The organism is Yokenella regensburgei (assembly GCF_051486985.1).
GTDB lineage: Bacteria > Pseudomonadota > Gammaproteobacteria > Enterobacterales > Enterobacteriaceae > CBFFRJ01.
The window spans coordinates 17,858-35,539 of sequence record NZ_JAHVDV010000026.1; the positions used below are offsets into that span (position 1 = coordinate 17,858).

Annotated in this window: 18 protein-coding genes; 8 read left to right on the forward strand and 10 right to left on the reverse strand. The window is 51.3% G+C overall.

Annotated elements, in window-relative coordinates:
* Nucleotides 1-92: 92 nt before the first annotated feature.
* Both yhjD and KXR87_RS17125 read right to left on the reverse strand, forming a co-directional pair.
* Entirely contained in the window at nucleotides 93-1,136 is a 1,044-nt protein-coding gene (gene yhjD, locus KXR87_RS17120; protein ID WP_437433416.1) for an inner membrane protein YhjD, read from the reverse strand.
* Between the two features lie 52 nt (nucleotides 1,137-1,188).
* Complete coding sequence (locus tag KXR87_RS17125) at nucleotides 1,189-2,088, reverse strand: LysR family transcriptional regulator (RefSeq protein WP_437433417.1); 900 nt, start codon at nucleotides 2,086-2,088, stop codon at nucleotides 1,189-1,191.
* Between the two features lie 119 nt (nucleotides 2,089-2,207).
* Between KXR87_RS17125 and KXR87_RS17130 the strand changes: the two genes are divergently transcribed.
* The gene (locus KXR87_RS17130; RefSeq protein WP_437433418.1) at nucleotides 2,208-2,966 is read left to right on the forward strand and encodes an SDR family NAD(P)-dependent oxidoreductase; all 759 of its coding nucleotides are present in this window, start codon (nucleotides 2,208-2,210) and stop codon (nucleotides 2,964-2,966) included.
* Between the two features lie 45 nt (nucleotides 2,967-3,011).
* Here the strand turns inward: KXR87_RS17130 and KXR87_RS17135 are convergent, their stop codons facing one another.
* Entirely contained in the window at nucleotides 3,012-3,410 is a 399-nt protein-coding gene (locus KXR87_RS17135) for a YdeI family stress tolerance OB fold protein (RefSeq protein WP_437433419.1), read from the reverse strand.
* 67 nt (nucleotides 3,411-3,477) lie between these two features.
* Nucleotides 3,478-4,014, reverse strand: a complete 537-nt coding sequence (locus tag KXR87_RS17140) for a GNAT family N-acetyltransferase (RefSeq protein WP_437433420.1) — start codon at nucleotides 4,012-4,014, stop codon at nucleotides 3,478-3,480.
* 150 nt (nucleotides 4,015-4,164) lie between these two features.
* Here KXR87_RS17140 and KXR87_RS17145 point away from each other — a divergent pair, with 150 nt between their 5' ends.
* Nucleotides 4,165-5,760, forward strand: coding sequence for an STY4199 family HEPN domain-containing protein (locus tag KXR87_RS17145; protein ID WP_437433421.1), 1,596 nt, complete (start codon nucleotides 4,165-4,167; stop codon nucleotides 5,758-5,760).
* A gap of 16 nt (nucleotides 5,761-5,776) precedes the next feature.
* Here KXR87_RS17145 and KXR87_RS17150 read toward each other — a convergent pair whose 3' ends face one another.
* Nucleotides 5,777-7,426 carry an alpha,alpha-trehalase gene (locus tag KXR87_RS17150; RefSeq protein WP_437433422.1) on the reverse strand — a complete coding sequence of 550 codons (1,650 nt, stop codon included), beginning with the start codon at nucleotides 7,424-7,426 and terminating at the stop codon, nucleotides 5,777-5,779.
* Nucleotides 7,427-7,747: 321 nt separating this feature from the next.
* Here KXR87_RS17150 and KXR87_RS17155 point away from each other — a divergent pair, with 321 nt between their 5' ends.
* The 3 genes from KXR87_RS17155 (at nucleotide 7,748) to KXR87_RS17165 (ending at nucleotide 8,652) form a co-directional block, all read left to right on the forward strand.
* A complete protein-coding gene (locus KXR87_RS17155) occupies nucleotides 7,748-8,152 on the forward strand; it encodes a GNAT family N-acetyltransferase (protein WP_437433423.1) in 405 nt (134 codons plus the stop codon).
* Nucleotides 8,153-8,155: 3 nt separating this feature from the next.
* Nucleotides 8,156-8,350, forward strand: a complete 195-nt coding sequence (locus KXR87_RS17160) for a TA system antitoxin ParD family protein (RefSeq protein ID WP_437433424.1) — start codon at nucleotides 8,156-8,158, stop codon at nucleotides 8,348-8,350.
* A 113-nt stretch (nucleotides 8,351-8,463) separates the two neighbouring features.
* The gene (locus KXR87_RS17165; protein WP_437433425.1) at nucleotides 8,464-8,652 is read left to right on the forward strand and encodes a type II toxin-antitoxin system RelE/ParE family toxin; all 189 of its coding nucleotides are present in this window, start codon (nucleotides 8,464-8,466) and stop codon (nucleotides 8,650-8,652) included.
* Between the two features lie 76 nt (nucleotides 8,653-8,728).
* On the opposite strand, the gene aguA is transcribed toward KXR87_RS17165, so the two are convergent.
* On the reverse strand, nucleotides 8,729-9,811 hold the full coding sequence (aguA, locus tag KXR87_RS17170; protein ID WP_437433426.1) for an agmatine deiminase: 1,083 nt from the start codon (nucleotides 9,809-9,811) through the stop codon (nucleotides 8,729-8,731).
* Nucleotides 9,811-10,698 (reverse strand): N-carbamoylputrescine amidase, encoded by an 888-nt coding sequence (aguB, locus tag KXR87_RS17175; RefSeq protein ID WP_437433427.1) that lies wholly within the window; start codon nucleotides 10,696-10,698, stop codon nucleotides 9,811-9,813. Before aguB ends, aguA begins: the two co-directional genes overlap by 1 nt.
* Nucleotides 10,699-10,852: 154 nt before the next feature.
* Between aguB and KXR87_RS17180 the strand changes: the two genes are divergently transcribed.
* A complete protein-coding gene (locus KXR87_RS17180; protein WP_437433428.1) occupies nucleotides 10,853-11,749 on the forward strand; it encodes a LysR family transcriptional regulator in 897 nt (298 codons plus the stop codon).
* Nucleotides 11,750-11,792: 43 nt separating this feature from the next.
* On the opposite strand, the gene KXR87_RS17185 is transcribed toward KXR87_RS17180, so the two are convergent.
* From KXR87_RS17185 to KXR87_RS17195, 3 genes are all read right to left on the reverse strand, one after another.
* Complete coding sequence (locus KXR87_RS17185; protein ID WP_437433429.1) at nucleotides 11,793-12,209, reverse strand: helix-turn-helix domain-containing protein; 417 nt, start codon at nucleotides 12,207-12,209, stop codon at nucleotides 11,793-11,795.
* A gap of 20 nt (nucleotides 12,210-12,229) precedes the next feature.
* Nucleotides 12,230-12,517 carry a type II toxin-antitoxin system HigB family toxin gene (locus tag KXR87_RS17190; protein WP_437433430.1) on the reverse strand — a complete coding sequence of 96 codons (288 nt, stop codon included), beginning with the start codon at nucleotides 12,515-12,517 and terminating at the stop codon, nucleotides 12,230-12,232.
* A 234-nt stretch (nucleotides 12,518-12,751) separates the two neighbouring features.
* Nucleotides 12,752-13,510 (reverse strand): glutamine amidotransferase, encoded by a 759-nt coding sequence (locus KXR87_RS17195; RefSeq protein WP_437433472.1) that lies wholly within the window; start codon nucleotides 13,508-13,510, stop codon nucleotides 12,752-12,754.
* Nucleotides 13,511-14,285: 775 nt separating this feature from the next.
* Between KXR87_RS17195 and KXR87_RS17200 the strand changes: the two genes are divergently transcribed.
* On the forward strand, nucleotides 14,286-15,194 hold the full coding sequence (locus tag KXR87_RS17200) for a fimbrial protein (protein ID WP_437433431.1): 909 nt from the start codon (nucleotides 14,286-14,288) through the stop codon (nucleotides 15,192-15,194).
* 503 nt (nucleotides 15,195-15,697) lie between these two features.
* A complete protein-coding gene (locus KXR87_RS17205; RefSeq protein WP_437433432.1) occupies nucleotides 15,698-17,596 on the forward strand; it encodes a methyl-accepting chemotaxis protein in 1,899 nt (632 codons plus the stop codon).
* Nucleotides 17,597-17,682 lie beyond the last annotated feature (86 nt).

The window sequence follows — 17,682 nt, forward strand, 5'->3', positions numbered from 1 at the left end:
TAAAAACTGGTTTTAGGTTAAATAAAAGTTACGGCTTGGTTATTCATGCTGAAATGAGGAATCGGGCTGAAATATTCAGCCCGACAGGGGGACTAGCGTTGCGTTTTACCCGGCATTCGCGGGTCACCTTTGTACTGTGCCGTCGCGATCCATGCCGCACAGAATAAGGTGAGGCGGGCGAAGAAATAGAAGAACGCCATCAGACCCAGTACCGAACCAAAGGCGGCACCCGACGGCGATTTCACCATTGACGGTAAGGTGTAGGTCATGACGATTTTTATCACCTCAAAACCGATAGCCGCGATGAGGGTGCCGCGAATCAGCGCTTTTTTACGTGGGCGGTGGCGCGGCAGTCGCCAGAAAATCCAGAAAAACAACAGATAGTTGGCAGCGATGGAGATGGCAAGGCCGATAAGCCTCCACGCCGGTTTCAGCCACTCAATGTAATCCAGATAGAGGGCGGAAATAATGATCTCCTGGGCCGAGCCGGCGATGGAGGTAATCGACAGGGTGATGATTAAGGCGACCAGCAGCCCAATCAGCGAGATAAAGTCGCGTAAGTACTTCATCCATATTTTTTCTTCATCCTGCGCGCTGCGCTCCCAGTTATCGCGGGACTGGGCGCGAATGGCTTCACGCAGGTTGCCCATCCAGTTAATGCCTGAATAGAGCGCAATGGCGAAGCCAACGATCCCCACCGTAGTTCGCTGTTGCACGGCTGTATTGATGGTACTTTTCAGCGTAGCGGCAAGCGTCGGATCGCTGACGCTAAGCAGGATCTTGCTGAAAATGTCCTGGAGCAGCGTGGGGTGCGACGCCAGAATGAACCCTGCCGCCGCAAACGAGACCATCAGAATGGGAATCATCGACAAAAATGAGAAGTAGGTAATAGCAGCACCGAACTGGTTACCCATACGGTCGTTAAAGCGTTCAGTCGCGCGAATGAGATGCGCGACCATCGGGCGGCGCTGCACTTTTTTCGCGACCTGCGTAACGGTCTCCAGCGCGGAATGGGATGCGCCGTCATCAGAAGGCTTAGTGTCGGGCTTTTCGGAGGGATCTGATGTCTCCATTTTTCTGACTGGCTCGTATTCCAGGTCCTGAGTGGGACGTTTTTCGCTGTTTTCCGGGGTCATCAGTGCTAATTTCCTTTGTCTGCTCGCGATTAGGTAAAATTATAGACTGCCTCTAATCAACGTAGTCTTTCATTACCCCTGAAAGCCACTCCATGAACAGGTGTACGCGCCGTGAAAGGTTGCGCCGGTGAGGATAAATCAGAGAGACCGGCATCGGTTCTGCGCGGTATTGCGGCAGGATTTCGACCAGTGTGCCGCTGCGTAAGGCATCCCTTACTCCGATGCGCGGCACCTGAATAATACCCAGCCCGGCCAGGCAGGCCGCATGGTAGGTATCGGTGCTATTCACGGTGAGAATGCCCCCGGTTTTTATCCACGACGTTTTGTTATCGCACCAGACTTCAAAGCCCTGCGGACGAACGCCGAGGTTGAGTGCATAGTGAACAACGGCGTGAGAAGAGAGGTCATCCAGCGTCTCCGGGTAGCCAAAGCGCGCCAGATAATCAGGGCTGGCGCAGTTGATTATCGACAGCCTGCCCAGATGGCGGGCGATGAGTCCCGAATCTTTAAGCGTACCGACACGCACCACGCAGTCAAAGCCTTCCCGAATCACATCGACCCGCCGGTCGCTACTGCTGAGTTCCAGTTCAATGCCGGGGTAGTGCTGGAGAAAAGCAGGGAGACGGGGGATAACAAGGTTTTTCGCGACAGCCACCGGCATGTCCACCCGCAAACGTCCACTGATGCTGGACGGATCATGAAGAAAGAGTCCGTCGAGTTCATCCATGTTACTGAGCAGGTCCTTCGCCCGTTCGTAATAGACCATGCCATCCTGCGTCAGCTGCACACGCCGGGTTGTACGATAAAGCAGCTGGGTGCCGAGATGGTTTTCCAGCGCCTGGATCTGGCGAGATACGCTGCCTTTAGGCAGACCAAGGGAGTCTGCCGCACGCGAAAAGCTCTCCAGTTCAGCGACCCGAATGAACAACTGCATTGCATAAATTCTATCCATTCCATGCCCCAATTGTTGTTTGTAATGAAACAGTGAAGCGTAATTCAGTGCCTTTATTGTTGTACCACCAGCTAATAAGCTTTTTCTACAGTGAACAACAGACAAAAACGAGGTTTCTCATGACACAACGTATCGCTTTGGTTACCGGTGGCAGCCGTGGGCTGGGAAAAAACGCGGCAATGAAGCTGGCAGCACGTGGAACAGGGATCATCCTGACGTACAACAACAATGCGCAGGCGGCTCAGGACGTGGTTGAGGAAATCACGCGTAAAGGCGTGAAAGCAGTGGCATTGCGCTTAAACGTCGGCGATGTAGCAAGCTTTGAGGTTTTTGCCCAACAGGTGAAAGAGCAGTTGCATACCACATGGGGGCGGGAGACGTTTGATTATTTATTGAACAATGCTGGTATAGGTATCAGTGTCCCGTTTGCTCAGACCAGCGAAGCGCAATTTGATGAATTAATGAACATCCATTTAAAAGGGCCGTTCTTTCTCACCCAGCGCTTGCTGCCGCTGTTGGTCGATGGAGGCCGCATTCTGAACGTTTCCAGTGGTCTGGCGCGTTTCGCGCTGCCGGGTTATGCCACCTACGCAGCCATGAAAGGGGCGATGGAAGTCTTGACCCGTTATCAGGCCAAAGAGCTCGGCGCACGCGGCATTTCGGTAAACATCATTGCGCCTGGTGCCATTGAGACCGATTTTCGCGGCGGGGAAGTGCGCGATAATCCACACATCAACCAGCATATTGCTTCGCAAACGGCGCTTGGACGGGTGGGTAAACCGGATGATATCGGCGATGCGATAGCAGCATTACTGAGTGACGACCTGGCGTGGATGAATGCTCAACGTATGGAAGTATCCGGCGGGATGTTCCTGTAAAAAAGAGGCCGGGTAGGGATTACCCGGCTCGGTTTTTATGCGAGGTTACTGTTTCTGGAAGTGGGTGACTTTAACGCGGGCAGGTTTCTGCTTCGCGTCGAGGGACCCGCTAATGCCCACCAGATGGTCCGGGGAAACCTGGCGACCATCGAAGATAGCCATCGGGATATGTACCTCTATTTGCCCGGTTTTATCCCTGAATTCATACACATCTTCACCAATTTTACGCACTAAATTGCCTCGTAAAGAGACGGAGGCACCATCGTGCATTGCTTTTGCCTGTTCCACGGTCATGGAACGGGCATCTTCCATACCGCGATAGCCCTCATCCATTTTATGTGGTGCGGGTGGCGCTTTATCCGCTTTGAGTCCGGGTGAATCTTCTGCGAATGCTGTCATGGAAAACAGTGCTGCTACGGCTGTTGCCAGCAGAATCTTCTTCATAAGCTCGCCTCACGATCAGTAAAACACTGGCTAAGCCTGGCACAGCCTGCTGAGGATGACAGGTGAATTATCTGGTTTCGCCGTATTCGTGGTGCAGCAGCCCAAATATCCAGTCATTTTGCCAGCGGCCTGCCAGCCAGAATGCTTCACGCAGTTCACCTTCCTGCACAAAACCTGCTTTTTCAAGCACCCGCCTGGAGGGGGTATTACCTGCTGTCACTGTCGCCACAAGGCGGCGGATTCCCCCCTCTGCGAATGCGTACCTACAGACGGCGTGCAGGGATTCCAGCGCATAGCCCTTCCCCTGCGCGGGCGGCGCAAATAAAAATCCCACTTCGGCGCAGTCACGCTCCCGATGGACGTAACCGGTCACGCCGAGCGGCATACCCGTCACGCTGTCGCGTACTACCAGACAGAGCCAGTGTTCACTGCCAGGAGACCAGGCGGGAAGGCGGGTATCGAATGCTTCACGGATCGCCGCCTGCGGACGAGGTTCTGCAACAAAACGCATCACCTGCGGATCCTGCTGTAAGGCGAGAAAAAATGGCCAGTCGCTCTCCGTTATCGGGGAGCAGGTCAGTCGTGTCGTCTTCAGGGTTAACATTATTTTGCTCCAGGATTTTTGTTTTGTTAAAGCCGCCGTCACTGATAATAATCGTTAACTGGTCTATGTTTTAACTACTCATAAATAAAGAAAATTTAACGATTGTTCTCGCCAGTTAATTATTTCTTAGGTTGCACTTAAAGGAAGAGAATGGCCCGTTCTGCACCCCGTAGTCTGAGTGAACAATTTGACGAATGCATCGGAATTATCCGCCAGGCGTCTGTCGAGATTTTGCTGTTATTAAATGTACATTTCGAGGAAGGCAAAGATCCGCGCTGGTTTCTGGAGCAACTTGATATTGCGCGCCTGAGTCTTGGTGGTTGGGGAATGGTGGCAAAAAGATTAAAACTGAACGACGCGGAATTAACGCAGTTCACGTTGCAGTTGCGCCATTTACAACAGGTGGTTCCCCATTATGAAAAAGGTCAGGACGTCAGCGAAAATCAGCTGATTACCGCCCTGCGTTTTGTTCGTGCGTTGGAGCACCTGCGCATGAAACAGCCGCTCCTGACCTACAACACCACCCTGCATGATAAGCACGAAGGGCAGGAGCATGGATTGGTTCAGCTACGGGCGCTGGAGCTGATGCTGAAATCCTTAATCAACCACGCCTGGCCTGATAAATTACGCTTACGTAACCATTTGAAAACACGGTTTGGGGCTGATAATGTGCGCCGCTGGCTGAAAACCGGCGACGACGATGATGTTCTGAGTGGCATGAAGTTTGGCGAGCTGGCGTCACTACTGGTCGACAGAAAAGAGTTCAGTCAGCACTATGCGCGGCTTTTTAACGACACCGCAGTACTGAATCTTTTCCTTGAACCCCGTAAAACGCTACAAACGTTCCTCGATGATATTCGCCAGATTCGCAGCACGGTGGTGGCCGGTCAACCCCTGACCAGCAATCAGCTGACCTTACTGGATAATTATTATCCGCAAATCACCGGTCCCGTGCAGCGAGCCTGGGAAGAGGGGCGAATCAAGATTAATCCTGCGGGTTTAATGAAAGAGGCAGGAGAGGGTTTAGAGGCTTACTGGGAGCATGCGCGTTCAAAAGATCGCGCGGCGGGAGGGGATGCGATGCAAATTCGCGGTGATATTGAGAAACCGGAAAAACGGGCTGCCCGCACACGCGAGCAGCGCGAACAGATGCTGTCGACGCTGTTATGGGGTGCCGTCGGCGTGGTGGTGGTGGTAATGGCAGTGGGCGCGTTTATGATGTTCAGCGGCGGCGCCTCCATGGCAACGGGGCCTCTTACCGGGGAGAGCCGCATCACGGTGCCCATTTCTCAAAGTAAAGAGAAAGTCACGCCGAAAGAAACGCTGAGCCGTATGGGCATCCCACGCGATGAAAGCAACTTCCGCTCGGCCATCGATCGCAACGATACCCGCGTTGTTTCACTGTTTCTGAGCACCGGTATGCCGTGGAAACTCTCCTGGACTGAACAGGCGCTGGCGAACAATTACACGGACGTGCTGGATATGCTCCTGCGTTATCGTCTGCAGATGGAGGAGAATCGCCCGTGCCGTCGCTTTATAGAGAATATGGCGCATAACATGGCGGCAGGTACGCGACTGGACTCGGTGCGTAAGAACCTGTTGCAGGCGTTTTGCACTTCAAAACCAGTGGTCAATCGCCAGCGTTATGAGATGGAACAGGCGGAGTTACGTTACAAAGCCGCACCTGACGATGACAGCAAAAAATGGGCGGATATTCAGTCCGCCATTTATGACGTCATTGAGTAGGAGAGAGCACGGGGAGTTACGGCTCCCCGTATAGCCCAATCAAACGGCGTATCACGCCATTCGTCCAGCCGAAGCCATCCTGTAAAGGATATTCACCCCCGCCACCTTCTCGCGGCGTACCGTCCGCAATATGGTATTTCTCGATGAGCTTGTGGTGGTGCTCATAGAAATGGTTCACGGTGCGCAGCCAGTTACGGGCAATTTCATCCCCCAGCGCATCGTTGCCATAGAGTTTGAATCCCTGAATGGCCATCCACTGTAGGGGGGCCCAGCCGTTGGGTTTGTCCCACTGTTCGCCAGTCTCATATTCGGTTGCCAGAATCCCACCGGGGGTGAGCAGGCGGGTCGTTACCGCCTCGGCTACGCGCTCTGCCTGCTCATGAGTCACCATACCCACATACAACGGCACGATGCTGGCGGCGGAGAAGAGTGCCATCTGCTCACGACGCCAGTCGTAGTCGCGGAAGCAGCCGTTTTCGTCATCCCACATATAGCGGTTAACCGCCGCGCGGCGGTCGCTGGCTTTCTGACGGAATTCGCTCTCACGCTCCCGGTCACCTTTCAAACCGGCGATATTGGCAATCGCACTTTCCAGTTTGAACAGGAAGGCGTTCAGGTCGATGGGGATAAACTGCGTGGTACGGATACTGGCCAGTCGATGCGCATCCCGCAGCCAGCGCGATGAGTAGTCCCAGCCAGAGGCGGCTCCCGCACGCAGGTCGCGATAAACCTCATTGGCCGGTCGGCTGGAGTGCTTGGCTGTTTCTACGTCTTCCAGCCAGGACTCATCACGCGGGGTATCACGGTCATCCCAGTAACGGTTGAGCAGTGAACCATCGGGCATTCGCACCACATGACGATATGCCTGATTGAGCGACAGCGACTCTGCGCCGTCCATCCAGAAGTCGTACTCCATCAGCAGGTGTTCGAGATAACGTCGCGCGCCGCGTACGCCATCCTCCTCGAACAGCTCCACCATCAGCGCAAAGACCGGCGGCTGAGAGCGGCTGAGATAGTAGGTGCGGTTCCCGTTGGGAATGTGACCATAACGCTCAATCATCCACGCGAAGTTATCGGCCATGCAGCGCAGCAGGTCGTCACGACCGCTTTCTGCCAGCCCCAGCATGGTGAAATAGGAGTCCCAGTAGTAGGTTTCACTAAACCGGCCACCCGGCACAATATAGGCCTGAGGTAAGGCCAGCAGGGAAGACCAGGGGATGTGGTCCTGCGGCTCACGGGTGAGCACCGGCCACAGCTGATCGATATGTTCCTTGAGCGAGCTACCCGGATCGGAAACATACTCTTTGCTGTAGTCTGCTGGCATCCAGAAGTGGGCCTTCACGAACTGGCGAAGGTCAAAGCCTGGTTTGCGTTTGATTTTGCGATAGCGAATCAGAATGTCGAGCGGATCCATTTTGGGTGCGCAGTCAGGGAAGGTTTTACTGTCGGTAAAAATGCGTGCTGACTGCACATTCTCAAACAGTTCCAGATAACGATCGGCTGGGGTGAGCGCGTCCGACGCGGGCAGCCCTTCAATCATCTCCGGCTCCGGCTCCGCCTCGATCATCTCTTCCAGTTTTAACTCGCAGGGGTCGATTTCGTAGCGGGCCTCGTCTTCGATCCCAAATTCTACGGATTCAGCGCTGTGAAGTTTCTGGTTAAACATAGAGATACTGGCCTCCGGATGTCGTCGTAATACATTACGGGTTTTTCCCGGCTATTACCTAAGCGTAGACTTTCGCTTCGATATGTGGGGACAAAGTGTGCTACAGATCACGTTTCGATATCTACCCTGAATGTTCTGATAGCATTTAGGTGTTTGTTTTTAAAGAGAATACAGAGCGCGGGGGCCAGCGCTTTTCGGACTAATCATTTTGCAACGATTTATGATCTCCGTGAGGTTAAGGAAAGTTTATCGTATTTGGCTAAACCTGCTGTGAATTCGAGCAGAATTGTTCAATTTTTCTACTAAATTACCGGAGTTCCTGTGAAATTTTCCCCCGTTACGCTTGAGCAGTGTCTGGATATCCGTCATGCGATTCTGTGGCCGCACCTTCCCCGCGAAGCCTCACGGGTTGAGGGAGATGAAGAGGCGCAGCATTTCGGCGTTGTGCATGAAGAGATGATAGTGAGCTGCCTCTCGGTGTTCATCTGCGATGCCTCTACCTGTCAGATTCGTAAATTCGCCACCCTGAAGGCTTACCAGGGGCAGGGGTTTGGCGGTTTTCTGTTTCAGTCCGTTCTGGAGAGAATGGCTAAAGCCGGGATTACACACTTCCACCTGAATGCGCGAACGTCAGCGACAGGGTTCTATGAAAAGTTTGGCTTTATATCTGAAGGAGAAACCTTCTTTAAGAAGGGCATAGAGTTCGTGCGCATGGTGCGTGAGTGAGGGATGTGGGTCTTAGTGTATGCAGACGCGCAGAGCAGGAGTGTGCCCGGGCAGATTGAATATTGGGCGAAAATCGGACGTATAGCCGAAGGTAACCCTGATATGCCTTTCTCGCTAATCAATGAAGCCCTGTCAGCCAAATCAGAAATTGATAACAGGCAAACGGTAAAGTATGTGCGCAGAAAAGACCGAGCCTGAGATTGACGTTTACCTGTCCCGCCGCTTTGAAAAGAAGCCAGGTTCTTTGAATCAGCAGGAGAGGGATACCGTAGATGAACAGATCGAATTGATCATTGATACCCCGGAACTGGGTGAGCAAAAAAGGCGATCTTGCTTATTTGCGCGTCCATAAATTTCGCATGAGCAACCAACAATACCTTCCTGGCGATAGCTGGGTTGAACAAAAGCTTGAACTGTACATGCTGAGTCCTGGCTCACATGAAAACTTCTACGATGACCAAAAAAAGCACCGTAAAGCAGATTTGAAGATCATTTGCTGAGAATTTAAAGACATGTTCCCTGACCGCTTTGCTCCCTCTCCCTTTTAGGGAGAGGGCAGGGGTGAGGGTCTACAAATTAGCGCGGAATCTGTTGCGTAATGCAGTGAATATTGCCACCGCCGAGCAAAATCTCACGCGCCGGAACGCCGGTAATCAGCATGCCGGGGAACATCTGCTGGAACAGTACTTCAGCCTGGGCATCGGTTGCCGGGTCAAGCAGCGGGAAAATAATGTGATCGTTGCTGATCAGGTAGTTCACATAAGATCCCGCCAGGCGGTTACCTTCGTGGCGCTCAATGGCATTACCCTTCTCAACACCGCGCGTTTCATCCGCGCTGGCGTAGAGTGCCGGCGGTGAAGGCATTTTCCACACTTTCAGCGTGCGGCCCTGAGCATCCGGGGTGTTTTCCAGAATTTCCAGCGCTGCAACGGAACGGGCGTACTGCGGATCGTTCACGTCATCCGTCCAGTGCAGCGCCACTTCTCCGGGGCGCACGAAGCAGCACATGTTATCAATATGCCCGTCGGTTTCGTCGTTAAACACCCCATCCGGCAGCCAGATAAAGGTTTTTACATCCAGGTAATCGCGAAGCTGCTGTTCGATTTCCTCTTTCGACAGGTGCGGGTTACGGTTCGGATTCAGCAAACATTCCGCGGTGGTCAGCAGGGTGCCTTCACCATCCACATGAATCGACCCCCCTTCCAGAATCAGACGGGTGTCGTAGCAGGGCATGTCGTGATAACGGGCCACCTGGCCTGCGACTAACTGGTCTTTATCCCAGCTGTCGTACAGACCGCCGAGCAGTCCGCCCCAGGCATTGAACGTCCAGCTTACGGCACGAACGTCGCCTGCGGCATTGCGCACAACGGTTGGACCGGTGTCGCGCATCCAGGCATCATCGCTCTCCATCTCCACCAGTGTGACGCTGGCTGGCATGGTGTTGCGTGCCTTTTCCATTTCCGCTTTTGGTACGGCCATAATGACCGGCGTTTTACGGGAGATGGCTTCAGCGACGGCAGCAAAGGCCTGCTGGGCTGGCGCGCCGTTAGCACGCCAGTTGTCGGTACGATACGGCCAGCACATCCAGACAGCCTGATGCGGCGCCCATTCGGCTGGCATAGCGAAGCCATCCTGACGCGGTGTAGTCAACGCAGGCATTATTTGCTCCTCTCGCTACCGTCCGAGGTGGCAAGCGTGGTGTACATGTTCGGACGACGGTCGCGGAACAGACCCCAGGAGGCGCGCTGCGCGGCAATCGCTTCCAGATCGAAGGTGTGGACCAGCACCACTTCATCTGTCTTGTTCGCCTGCTCAACCAGCGCACCGGTCTGGTCGGCAATGAAGGAAGAGCCGTAGAAGGTCATTTCCAGGCCTTCGATGTATTTGCTCGCTTCGGTACCGATACGGTTAGAGGCGATAACCGGGACCAGGTTTGCCGCGGCGTGGCCCTGCTGAACGCGCGTCCAGTGCGGCTGGCTGTCGATTTCCGGGTAAGCCGGTTCTGAACCAATCGCGGTCGGGTAGAAGATGATCTCAGCACCCAACAGCGCCAGGCTGCGTGCGGTTTCCGGGAACCACTGATCCCAGCAGATGCCCACGCCGATTTTGGCGTAGCGGGTGTTCCATACTTTGAAGCCGGTGTCGCCAGGGATGAAGAACTGTTTCTCCTGGTAGGCCGGGCCGTTCGGAATATGCGTTTTACGGTAGGTTTCCAGTACGCTGCCGTCGGCGTCAATCATCACCAGCGAGTTGTAGTAAGCGTTGTTATGCTTCTCAAACAGGCTCAGTGGCAGCACCACTTCCAGCTCTTTCGCCAGCGCCGAGAAGTGTTTAATCAGCGGGCTGTCAGCGACTTCCTGCGCCAGCGCATAGTGTTCCGGGCTCTGATCGATGCAGAAGTACGGGGCAGCGAACAGTTCCTGGATCAGGACAACCTGCGCACCTTTGCTGTGTGCTTCACGCACCAGACGTTCAGCGTTGGCCACGTTTTTATCAAGATCCCAGGTACAGGCCATTTGGGTAGCGGCAACCGTTACATTTCTCATGAGCTTCTCCGTAATGCAGAGGGTAAATCGTTCTGAATCATAAATACCGCTCATAACAGGCAGCATTTATTTTGCGTAAACATGACTATAGCAATGTCTGAGGTTATGCATAAAATGTATTGTTTGCATGAAACCATGAACAGGATGCATAGTCGTGATTGACCTCAATTTGCTGCGCCTCGTGCCCATTCTGGCGAAAGAGAAAAATGTTACCCGGGCAGCGCGCAAAGCCAACATCACCCAGTCGGCCTTCAGTCATGCGCTTAACCGGCTGCGTGAACAGCTCAATGATGAGATGTTTGTTCGCACCCGCAATGGTATGGAACCCACACCCTATGCCGCTTCTATGATCCCGGTAATTGAAAATGCGCTGAGCAAACTGGACTCGGCAACGCGGGGAAAAGGCAATTTTGACCCGCGTCGCGATCCGCACACCTTCTACATCGGTGCGGTGGATTACTTCGAGTTCATGTATATGCCTGCGTTGACGGCGAAATTTAAAGCCACTGCGCCCAATGTTCGCCTCTCCGTCGATATTCTGTCTGAGACCATCAAGTTCGAACGCGTGGAGCGTGGGCAACTGGATGCCTTTATTGGCGTTAATAACCTGCAATACATCCCGCAGTATTTTAATAAGCACCCGCTGATTTCCGACCATTATGTCGCGATTGCCTCGGTTGAGCGTACCGACTTGCCTGAGCAGTTAGCGCTAAAACACCTGGTGACCGAAGCACAAATTCATCTGCCTGCGGTCAGTTCTGGCGCAGACCACATTGACAGCTGGTTGTTAGAACAACACCTCTATCGCCCGCTGACCACCGTGGTGCAGAGTTACGCCGTAGGAGGACGCGTGGCGGTGGCATCGGGATATCTCATGTGTGTGCCATACCGCATTGCCAAAGAATTAGCAGCGATGATGCCGCTGCGTATTCTGGAATTACCCGCAGGCGCACCGTCTTATGATTTAATTCTGTTAACGCACCGGTTATTTGATTATCAGTCGGCATTGCAGTGGCTGATTGAGGAGTTAAAGACGGTGAGACTTGACTGAACAGGACAGGCATCCCGGATGGTGCTACAGCAATAGCTCATCGTTATTCTGTAAAAGCCCCTACAGGAACATTAAAACGCTTTGCCAGTGCCCGCATATGATCTAACGTCAGGTTGCGCTTGCCATTCATTATTTTGCTGACCAGTGAGCGACTACCTATTTCTTGCTGAAAACTACTTTGATTCAGCCCATGCTGGGTCATTAATACACGAAACAGCGCTAACCCGCTCTCAGTGTTTGCCGCTCTGGCATTGAACTCGGCAAATTCAGGGGCAATGTTTTCGTATTTATCAATACGCTCGCTGAGGATGTCGATGAGTGGGCTTGCTGGCTCATTTTCCAAAAGATATTCTACCATTTCCAGTGCATCCTCATAATCTTGCCTGCAAGGGGTTTTGCCCAGAATGGGAAGCAAAGTAACCAGATGATTTGCAGCATTTAGGATATCCTGTGTTCTCACTCTGATTGCTCCCGATATTTTTAAATGAGTTTGTCATAACTGGCGTGGCTGACGATGTGTTTGATAAAAAGACGGCCTGATTCGAAATCAGCATAAAACATAATGCGTAAGCTATTACCGCCAACGTCCATTACCCACCAGCGCTCGCGATATTTCATTCGATCCAAAGGGGCATATACCTTTCTCATCTCATCTGGCGTAGTGAATCGCAGTCGCTTAAGCGTTTTATAGATATCCGTAAGTGCTTGCGCTTCATTTGGATAACGCCTGGCCGCTTCATCAAAGGGTGCCCGTGAGATGATATGCACGTTAATTTCCCCATCCGTGGTAGATAAACAATAAATTGGTTGTTGACATATTGTCAACAAGGCATGAGCCATTATTTCTGTGAAATTCTATTTTTGGTCTGAAAGCAGAAAGGATTCAATCTAACTTGCTGATAAGTTAACGAATATGGAATCAACGCCGCAAGATTGGCAGGGTGTGTTTGATATTCATTGATGCTCGAATCCCGGATGACATTGCGCCTCCGGGATACCAAATCAGGCACTCTGCGCCAGATCATCCTGCTCCGGCACCGCACGGTTAAATGCCTGATGCACGAAACGGCGCAGCAACTCCGTCGCTTCCGGCGAGGGTAACACACCCGCCAGCAGAGCGAGTGGATCAAACCCTTCTTCTTTTAACACCTCTTTCCGCTGGTGAATCATCGCGGATGCGATATCAGGCGTAAATTCCGGGTGGAACTGCGTCGACATGGCGTTTGGTCCGTAACGCACTATCTGATGCTGGTCATGAGAGGACGATGCCAGCGCCAGCGCACCTTCCGGCAGGCGAGAGACCGTCTGCAAATGGGTCAGATGAGCGGGAAACTCGCGCGGTAACGTGCTGAGTAACATGTCATTACTGGCAAGCGGATGCAGCTGGATTGACTGACTGCCCACTTCACGCCCCTTCGGATGCCACTGGACTTCGCCCCCGAGCGCATGTGCCATCAGCTGGTGGCCGTAGCAGACGCCGAACAGCGACATGCCAATATTCATGGCTGCCCGGATCCACTCGGCGGCGGCTTCGCTCCAGGGAAGTTTGTCGGTCACCATTGCCCACGAGCCGGTTATCACCGCAACGCGGTTGGTATCCGGTGGCGGAAGGGCTTCGCCTTCAAACACTCTGATCACTTCCGTTTGTTCAAGAGGATGCCCGATAGCACGACAAAACCAGGAGGGGATATCGCCATGGGCTTCACGAATAGATTCTGAGGGAAAACCAACTTGCAGGATAATTAACGGACGATCTGCCATTACAACCACTCTCTTCCTCTGCTGAACATTTGCTCAACTATGCGCCGAAAAATGCATGTTGTGAAGAGGTTAGCAGTGAGAGGATTGTAAAGGCGAAGCGGCTAACCACGGGGCCTGCAGGCCAGAAGTGGTGCTATTTTGTTGTTTTTTAGTCTAAAAATTGTACAGTCATTAAATGTTCATTTTTTTATGAGCTATCACGAAATTCCTTTAAATTACGCAAGCAAAGAAAGATTCTATTGACAGTAGTTTGTGTGAACGTTGGTTAACCTGAAGATGAGGTTTTCGCTCACATCGAGGATGCGATATGAAATTTTGAATTCCGTTACTGGCGTAACGTAAACCGTTATGGTTTATGAGATTCATTACTTTTTATTACCGGGTAGGATCTTAAACCGTTATGGGGGGGTTGGTAACATTCTTCTCTATTTTCCATAAATGGTAATCATTACCAGTATGAATGTATTAAGAGTCTCCGATAGTTACTAATCGAAGCACCAGTTCAGTCAATCATGTTATTATCCAGCGCCCGCCTTGAATAATAAAGAATCTATAACCCTCACTTGTTGCCATAATTTTATCAATCATTCCTGATGATAATAAAAATCTGATTTTAAAACTAATGTGAGCTTAGCCGGAGTTAATAAGTTGACATTGTGATCCCAAGCATTCATTTTCTAATAAATTTTATTCTAAGCATGCGCTATGAATAAATTTTGCTTCATATGTTCGCCTTTGGTGATTTGTTTGAATGTATTCATAAGGAATATGAATAATGCGGATTAAAAGCGTTGGATTTCTTTTTTTATTTTTCATTGCAATTGTAAGTCCAGAGCGGGCAACTGCGGGGACATGTTGGAGTGAAACCAAACAAGTTACTGCAGCTGATTTTATTAATAGTAAAAACACCAGTATACCAGGCCGGGAAAGGTTCACATTAGGTAATGTCATGGGGTATTGTAGTATTGATAACGGTACTTACTATCATGACAGAGTTTATTATGGTGGTATGACAAGCAGCATTAGTGGGTGTTACATAGCCGTGAGCGCGCAATCTCCTTACTGCACACTATGTTACATAGATCCATCTTACTCCCATAGCCAAACAGTGAGACCGTATTCAAACGGAGTAGTTCTCGATTGCCCTGCTGGGCATATTCAAAGCCTCGGTACAAACACCGTGCTCGCACGCGGTCAAATGACCTTTGTTGGATACGATTATTCTCAATATTATTCTTATTTAAGCTTTCTCCTTGTCGGAGACGTAAGATTTGATGGGACATGTGATGTCACAGGAGTTGATAACAGCACGGTACGTTTGCCATCTGTCCCACGTGCCGAACTGGCAGTCGGCACGGGCCGTTACTCCCAAATCTTCAAAGATTTTACCTTTACACTGAAATGTAAAAACCAGCCGAAGATTAATCTCAAATTTGACAGTTCAAATAAAATGGCAGGCGTCACTGATGATGTACTGGCCAATACCACAATCGGTAATGATGATGTTGGGTTTCAAATTTATTATAAAAACACGCCGTTAAAGTTCGGTGATAATAAAGCTTTAATGACCAGCACACAGGAGAATGAACAGCTGAAATTCACCGCTTATTATTATCGCAAAAGTACGGGGATCAATGCGGGTACTATTACCAGCAATGCCGAATTTACGTTTGACTATGAGTAAAAAATTGCCAGTCTGAGTCCCAGTCTGGCATGCTTTGCGTGGGGTAGTTGCCTGCTTACCTACTTACTGTCCCTGACGTTTACTTCTGACCTTACACTATTGTTAATTAAGTGCCCGCACTCTTTAATTTGCATTAAGTTGCTTTTTACAAATGAGCACTGATTTGTTCCCCTTTCTCCGCATTAACTGCGTCTCATTCAACAAAGAGCAAATTACATACTAATAAAAAGCTCCTCTTCGCTCGCTTAACCTTCTTTTTCATGAGGATGTTCTCATCTCTTCTTCCAACATCTTGATAATATTGGACTGTATGAATGGGAGAACACAATTTTCAGCATTGCATTTGTTTATATAAAGCACTTTTGATCCCGAAAAAGGTTTCATAAACCTGGTTTTGCCTGATGGAACAAGGTTTCATAAGAAATGATTGCCGATTTAAATTAAAGAAATTCTATTAATTGTCGTTATAAACCTTAATTCAACCCGACCGAGTACTCGCCATTATGTCATGGAAAACCACGCAGGGCCGTATTGGCCTATTGCTTATTAGTTTTTTCGTTATTTTACTTGTAGTTACCTGGATCGTTATTAAGCAATTTGTTTCACCACAAATAATTGAAACGGAAACAAAAAATATTCAGGCCACGGTTGAATTGCAAAGTGATGCGATCAAAGAGCAGATGAACCGTGTAAAAGCGCAGCAACGCGCTATGACTGAACTGGTTGTGGCATTACAAAGCGATCAGATTGATGCGCTGTTACCGCAACTCGTTAATCAATATGGAGATTTGAACGTCTTCGGCGGCGGGATTTGGCCGTTACCCGGTCAGCGTGATCCAGCGCGGGACAAATTCAGTACCTTTTATGCACGTAATTCCAGCGGCACGCTTCAGGTCAATACAGTCTGGAACCAGCCTGAGTCGGCAAAATACTGGGAACAGCCCTGGTATAAAGACGGCATGAATGCGCCGAAGGGCGAGTGCGCCTGGGCGAAAGCCTACCAGGACGCTGCCAGCCCGCAGCCGCGCACCAACTGTGCGATGGCTATTACCAAAGATGGTAAAGCCTGGGGTGTGGCGACTATCGACGTCACGCTGGGCTTCTTTAACCAACTGGCCGTGGACATGGGTAAAGCCGTAGGCGGCAGCGTGCTGATCGTGGAAGCGGATGGCAAAATCGTGGGTAATGGCTCCGCGGTGCAGGATAAACCCGCGCTGTCGAACGTACGTGACCTCAATCTTCCCTCCTCTTCAGCGTTATCGGCGCTACTGGCAAAAAGCAGCACAACCGAAGCCACCGGCACTTATGAGGGGGAGGAGGGCGAGCACACGCTGCTGGTATTGCCGATCAGCGGGAGCCCGTGGTACATGGCGGTGGATATTCCATCCAGCCACCTGGTAAGCCTGTCAGATGCCATTATGACGAAACTGACGATTGTGCAGGCGGTGATTGGCCTGCTGATTGTGTTCATCATGATGATCATTGTGCGTAATATTTTCCGCAATGTGACCTTACTGAATCAGAATATTGAAGCGCTCTCCAGCGGCGGGGCCGATTTAACCCAACGCTTAACGCAGAGTAAGAGCCCGGAATTTAATGCGGTGGTTAATAACTTCAACACCTTCATTTCATTCCTTAATGAACTGATGCAGAAGGTCGGCAGCAGTTCAATGGCAATTTCGTCGGCCTCACGGCAGATTGCCAGCGGCAACCTGAACCTCTCGTCACGTACCGAGGAGCAATCTTCTTCGATTGTTGAAACCGCAGCATCGATGGAAGAGCTCACCAGCACCGTGCGCCAGAATGCTGAAAATGCATTGCAGGCGAATAAGCTGGCGGTGGAAGCAACGCAGGCCGCCAGAAAAGGGGCCAGTGTGGTAAACCAGGTGGTTTCCACCATGAACCACATTAATGACTCTTCCTCGAAAGTGGTGGAGATCATCAGTGTGATTGACGGCATTGCCTTCCAGACCAACATCCTGGCGCTCAACGCCGCAGTAGAAGCTGCGCGTGCGGGTGAACATGGTCGCGGCTTTGCGGTGGTGGCAGGGGAAGTACGTTCACTTGCTCAGCGCAGCGCCCGTTCTGCTCAGGAGATCAAAAAGCTGATTGAAGAGTCCGTCAGCAGCATTGAGCAGGGCAGTGGGCTGGTGCGTCAGGCGGGTGCCAACATGGATGGCCTGATGGAAAAAGTGGAAAGCGTAAACGTGCTGATTTCAGAAATCAGCTCTTCAAGTGATGAGCAGAGCCGTGGCATTGCGCAAATCAATATTGCGATTAACCAGCTCGACAGCGCCACGCAGCAGAACGCCGCGCTGGTAGAGCAGGTGGCTGCCGCCGCGCAGTCGATGGAAGAGCAGACCGTGCAGCTCGAAAACGTGGTCGGCAGCTTTAAGCTCTGACCATAAGCAATGGCCGACCCGCAAGGGCCGGCCATGCTGTTGCCTACCAAAATCAGCAAGTGACTGTTGTGATTTTTATCTGTTAT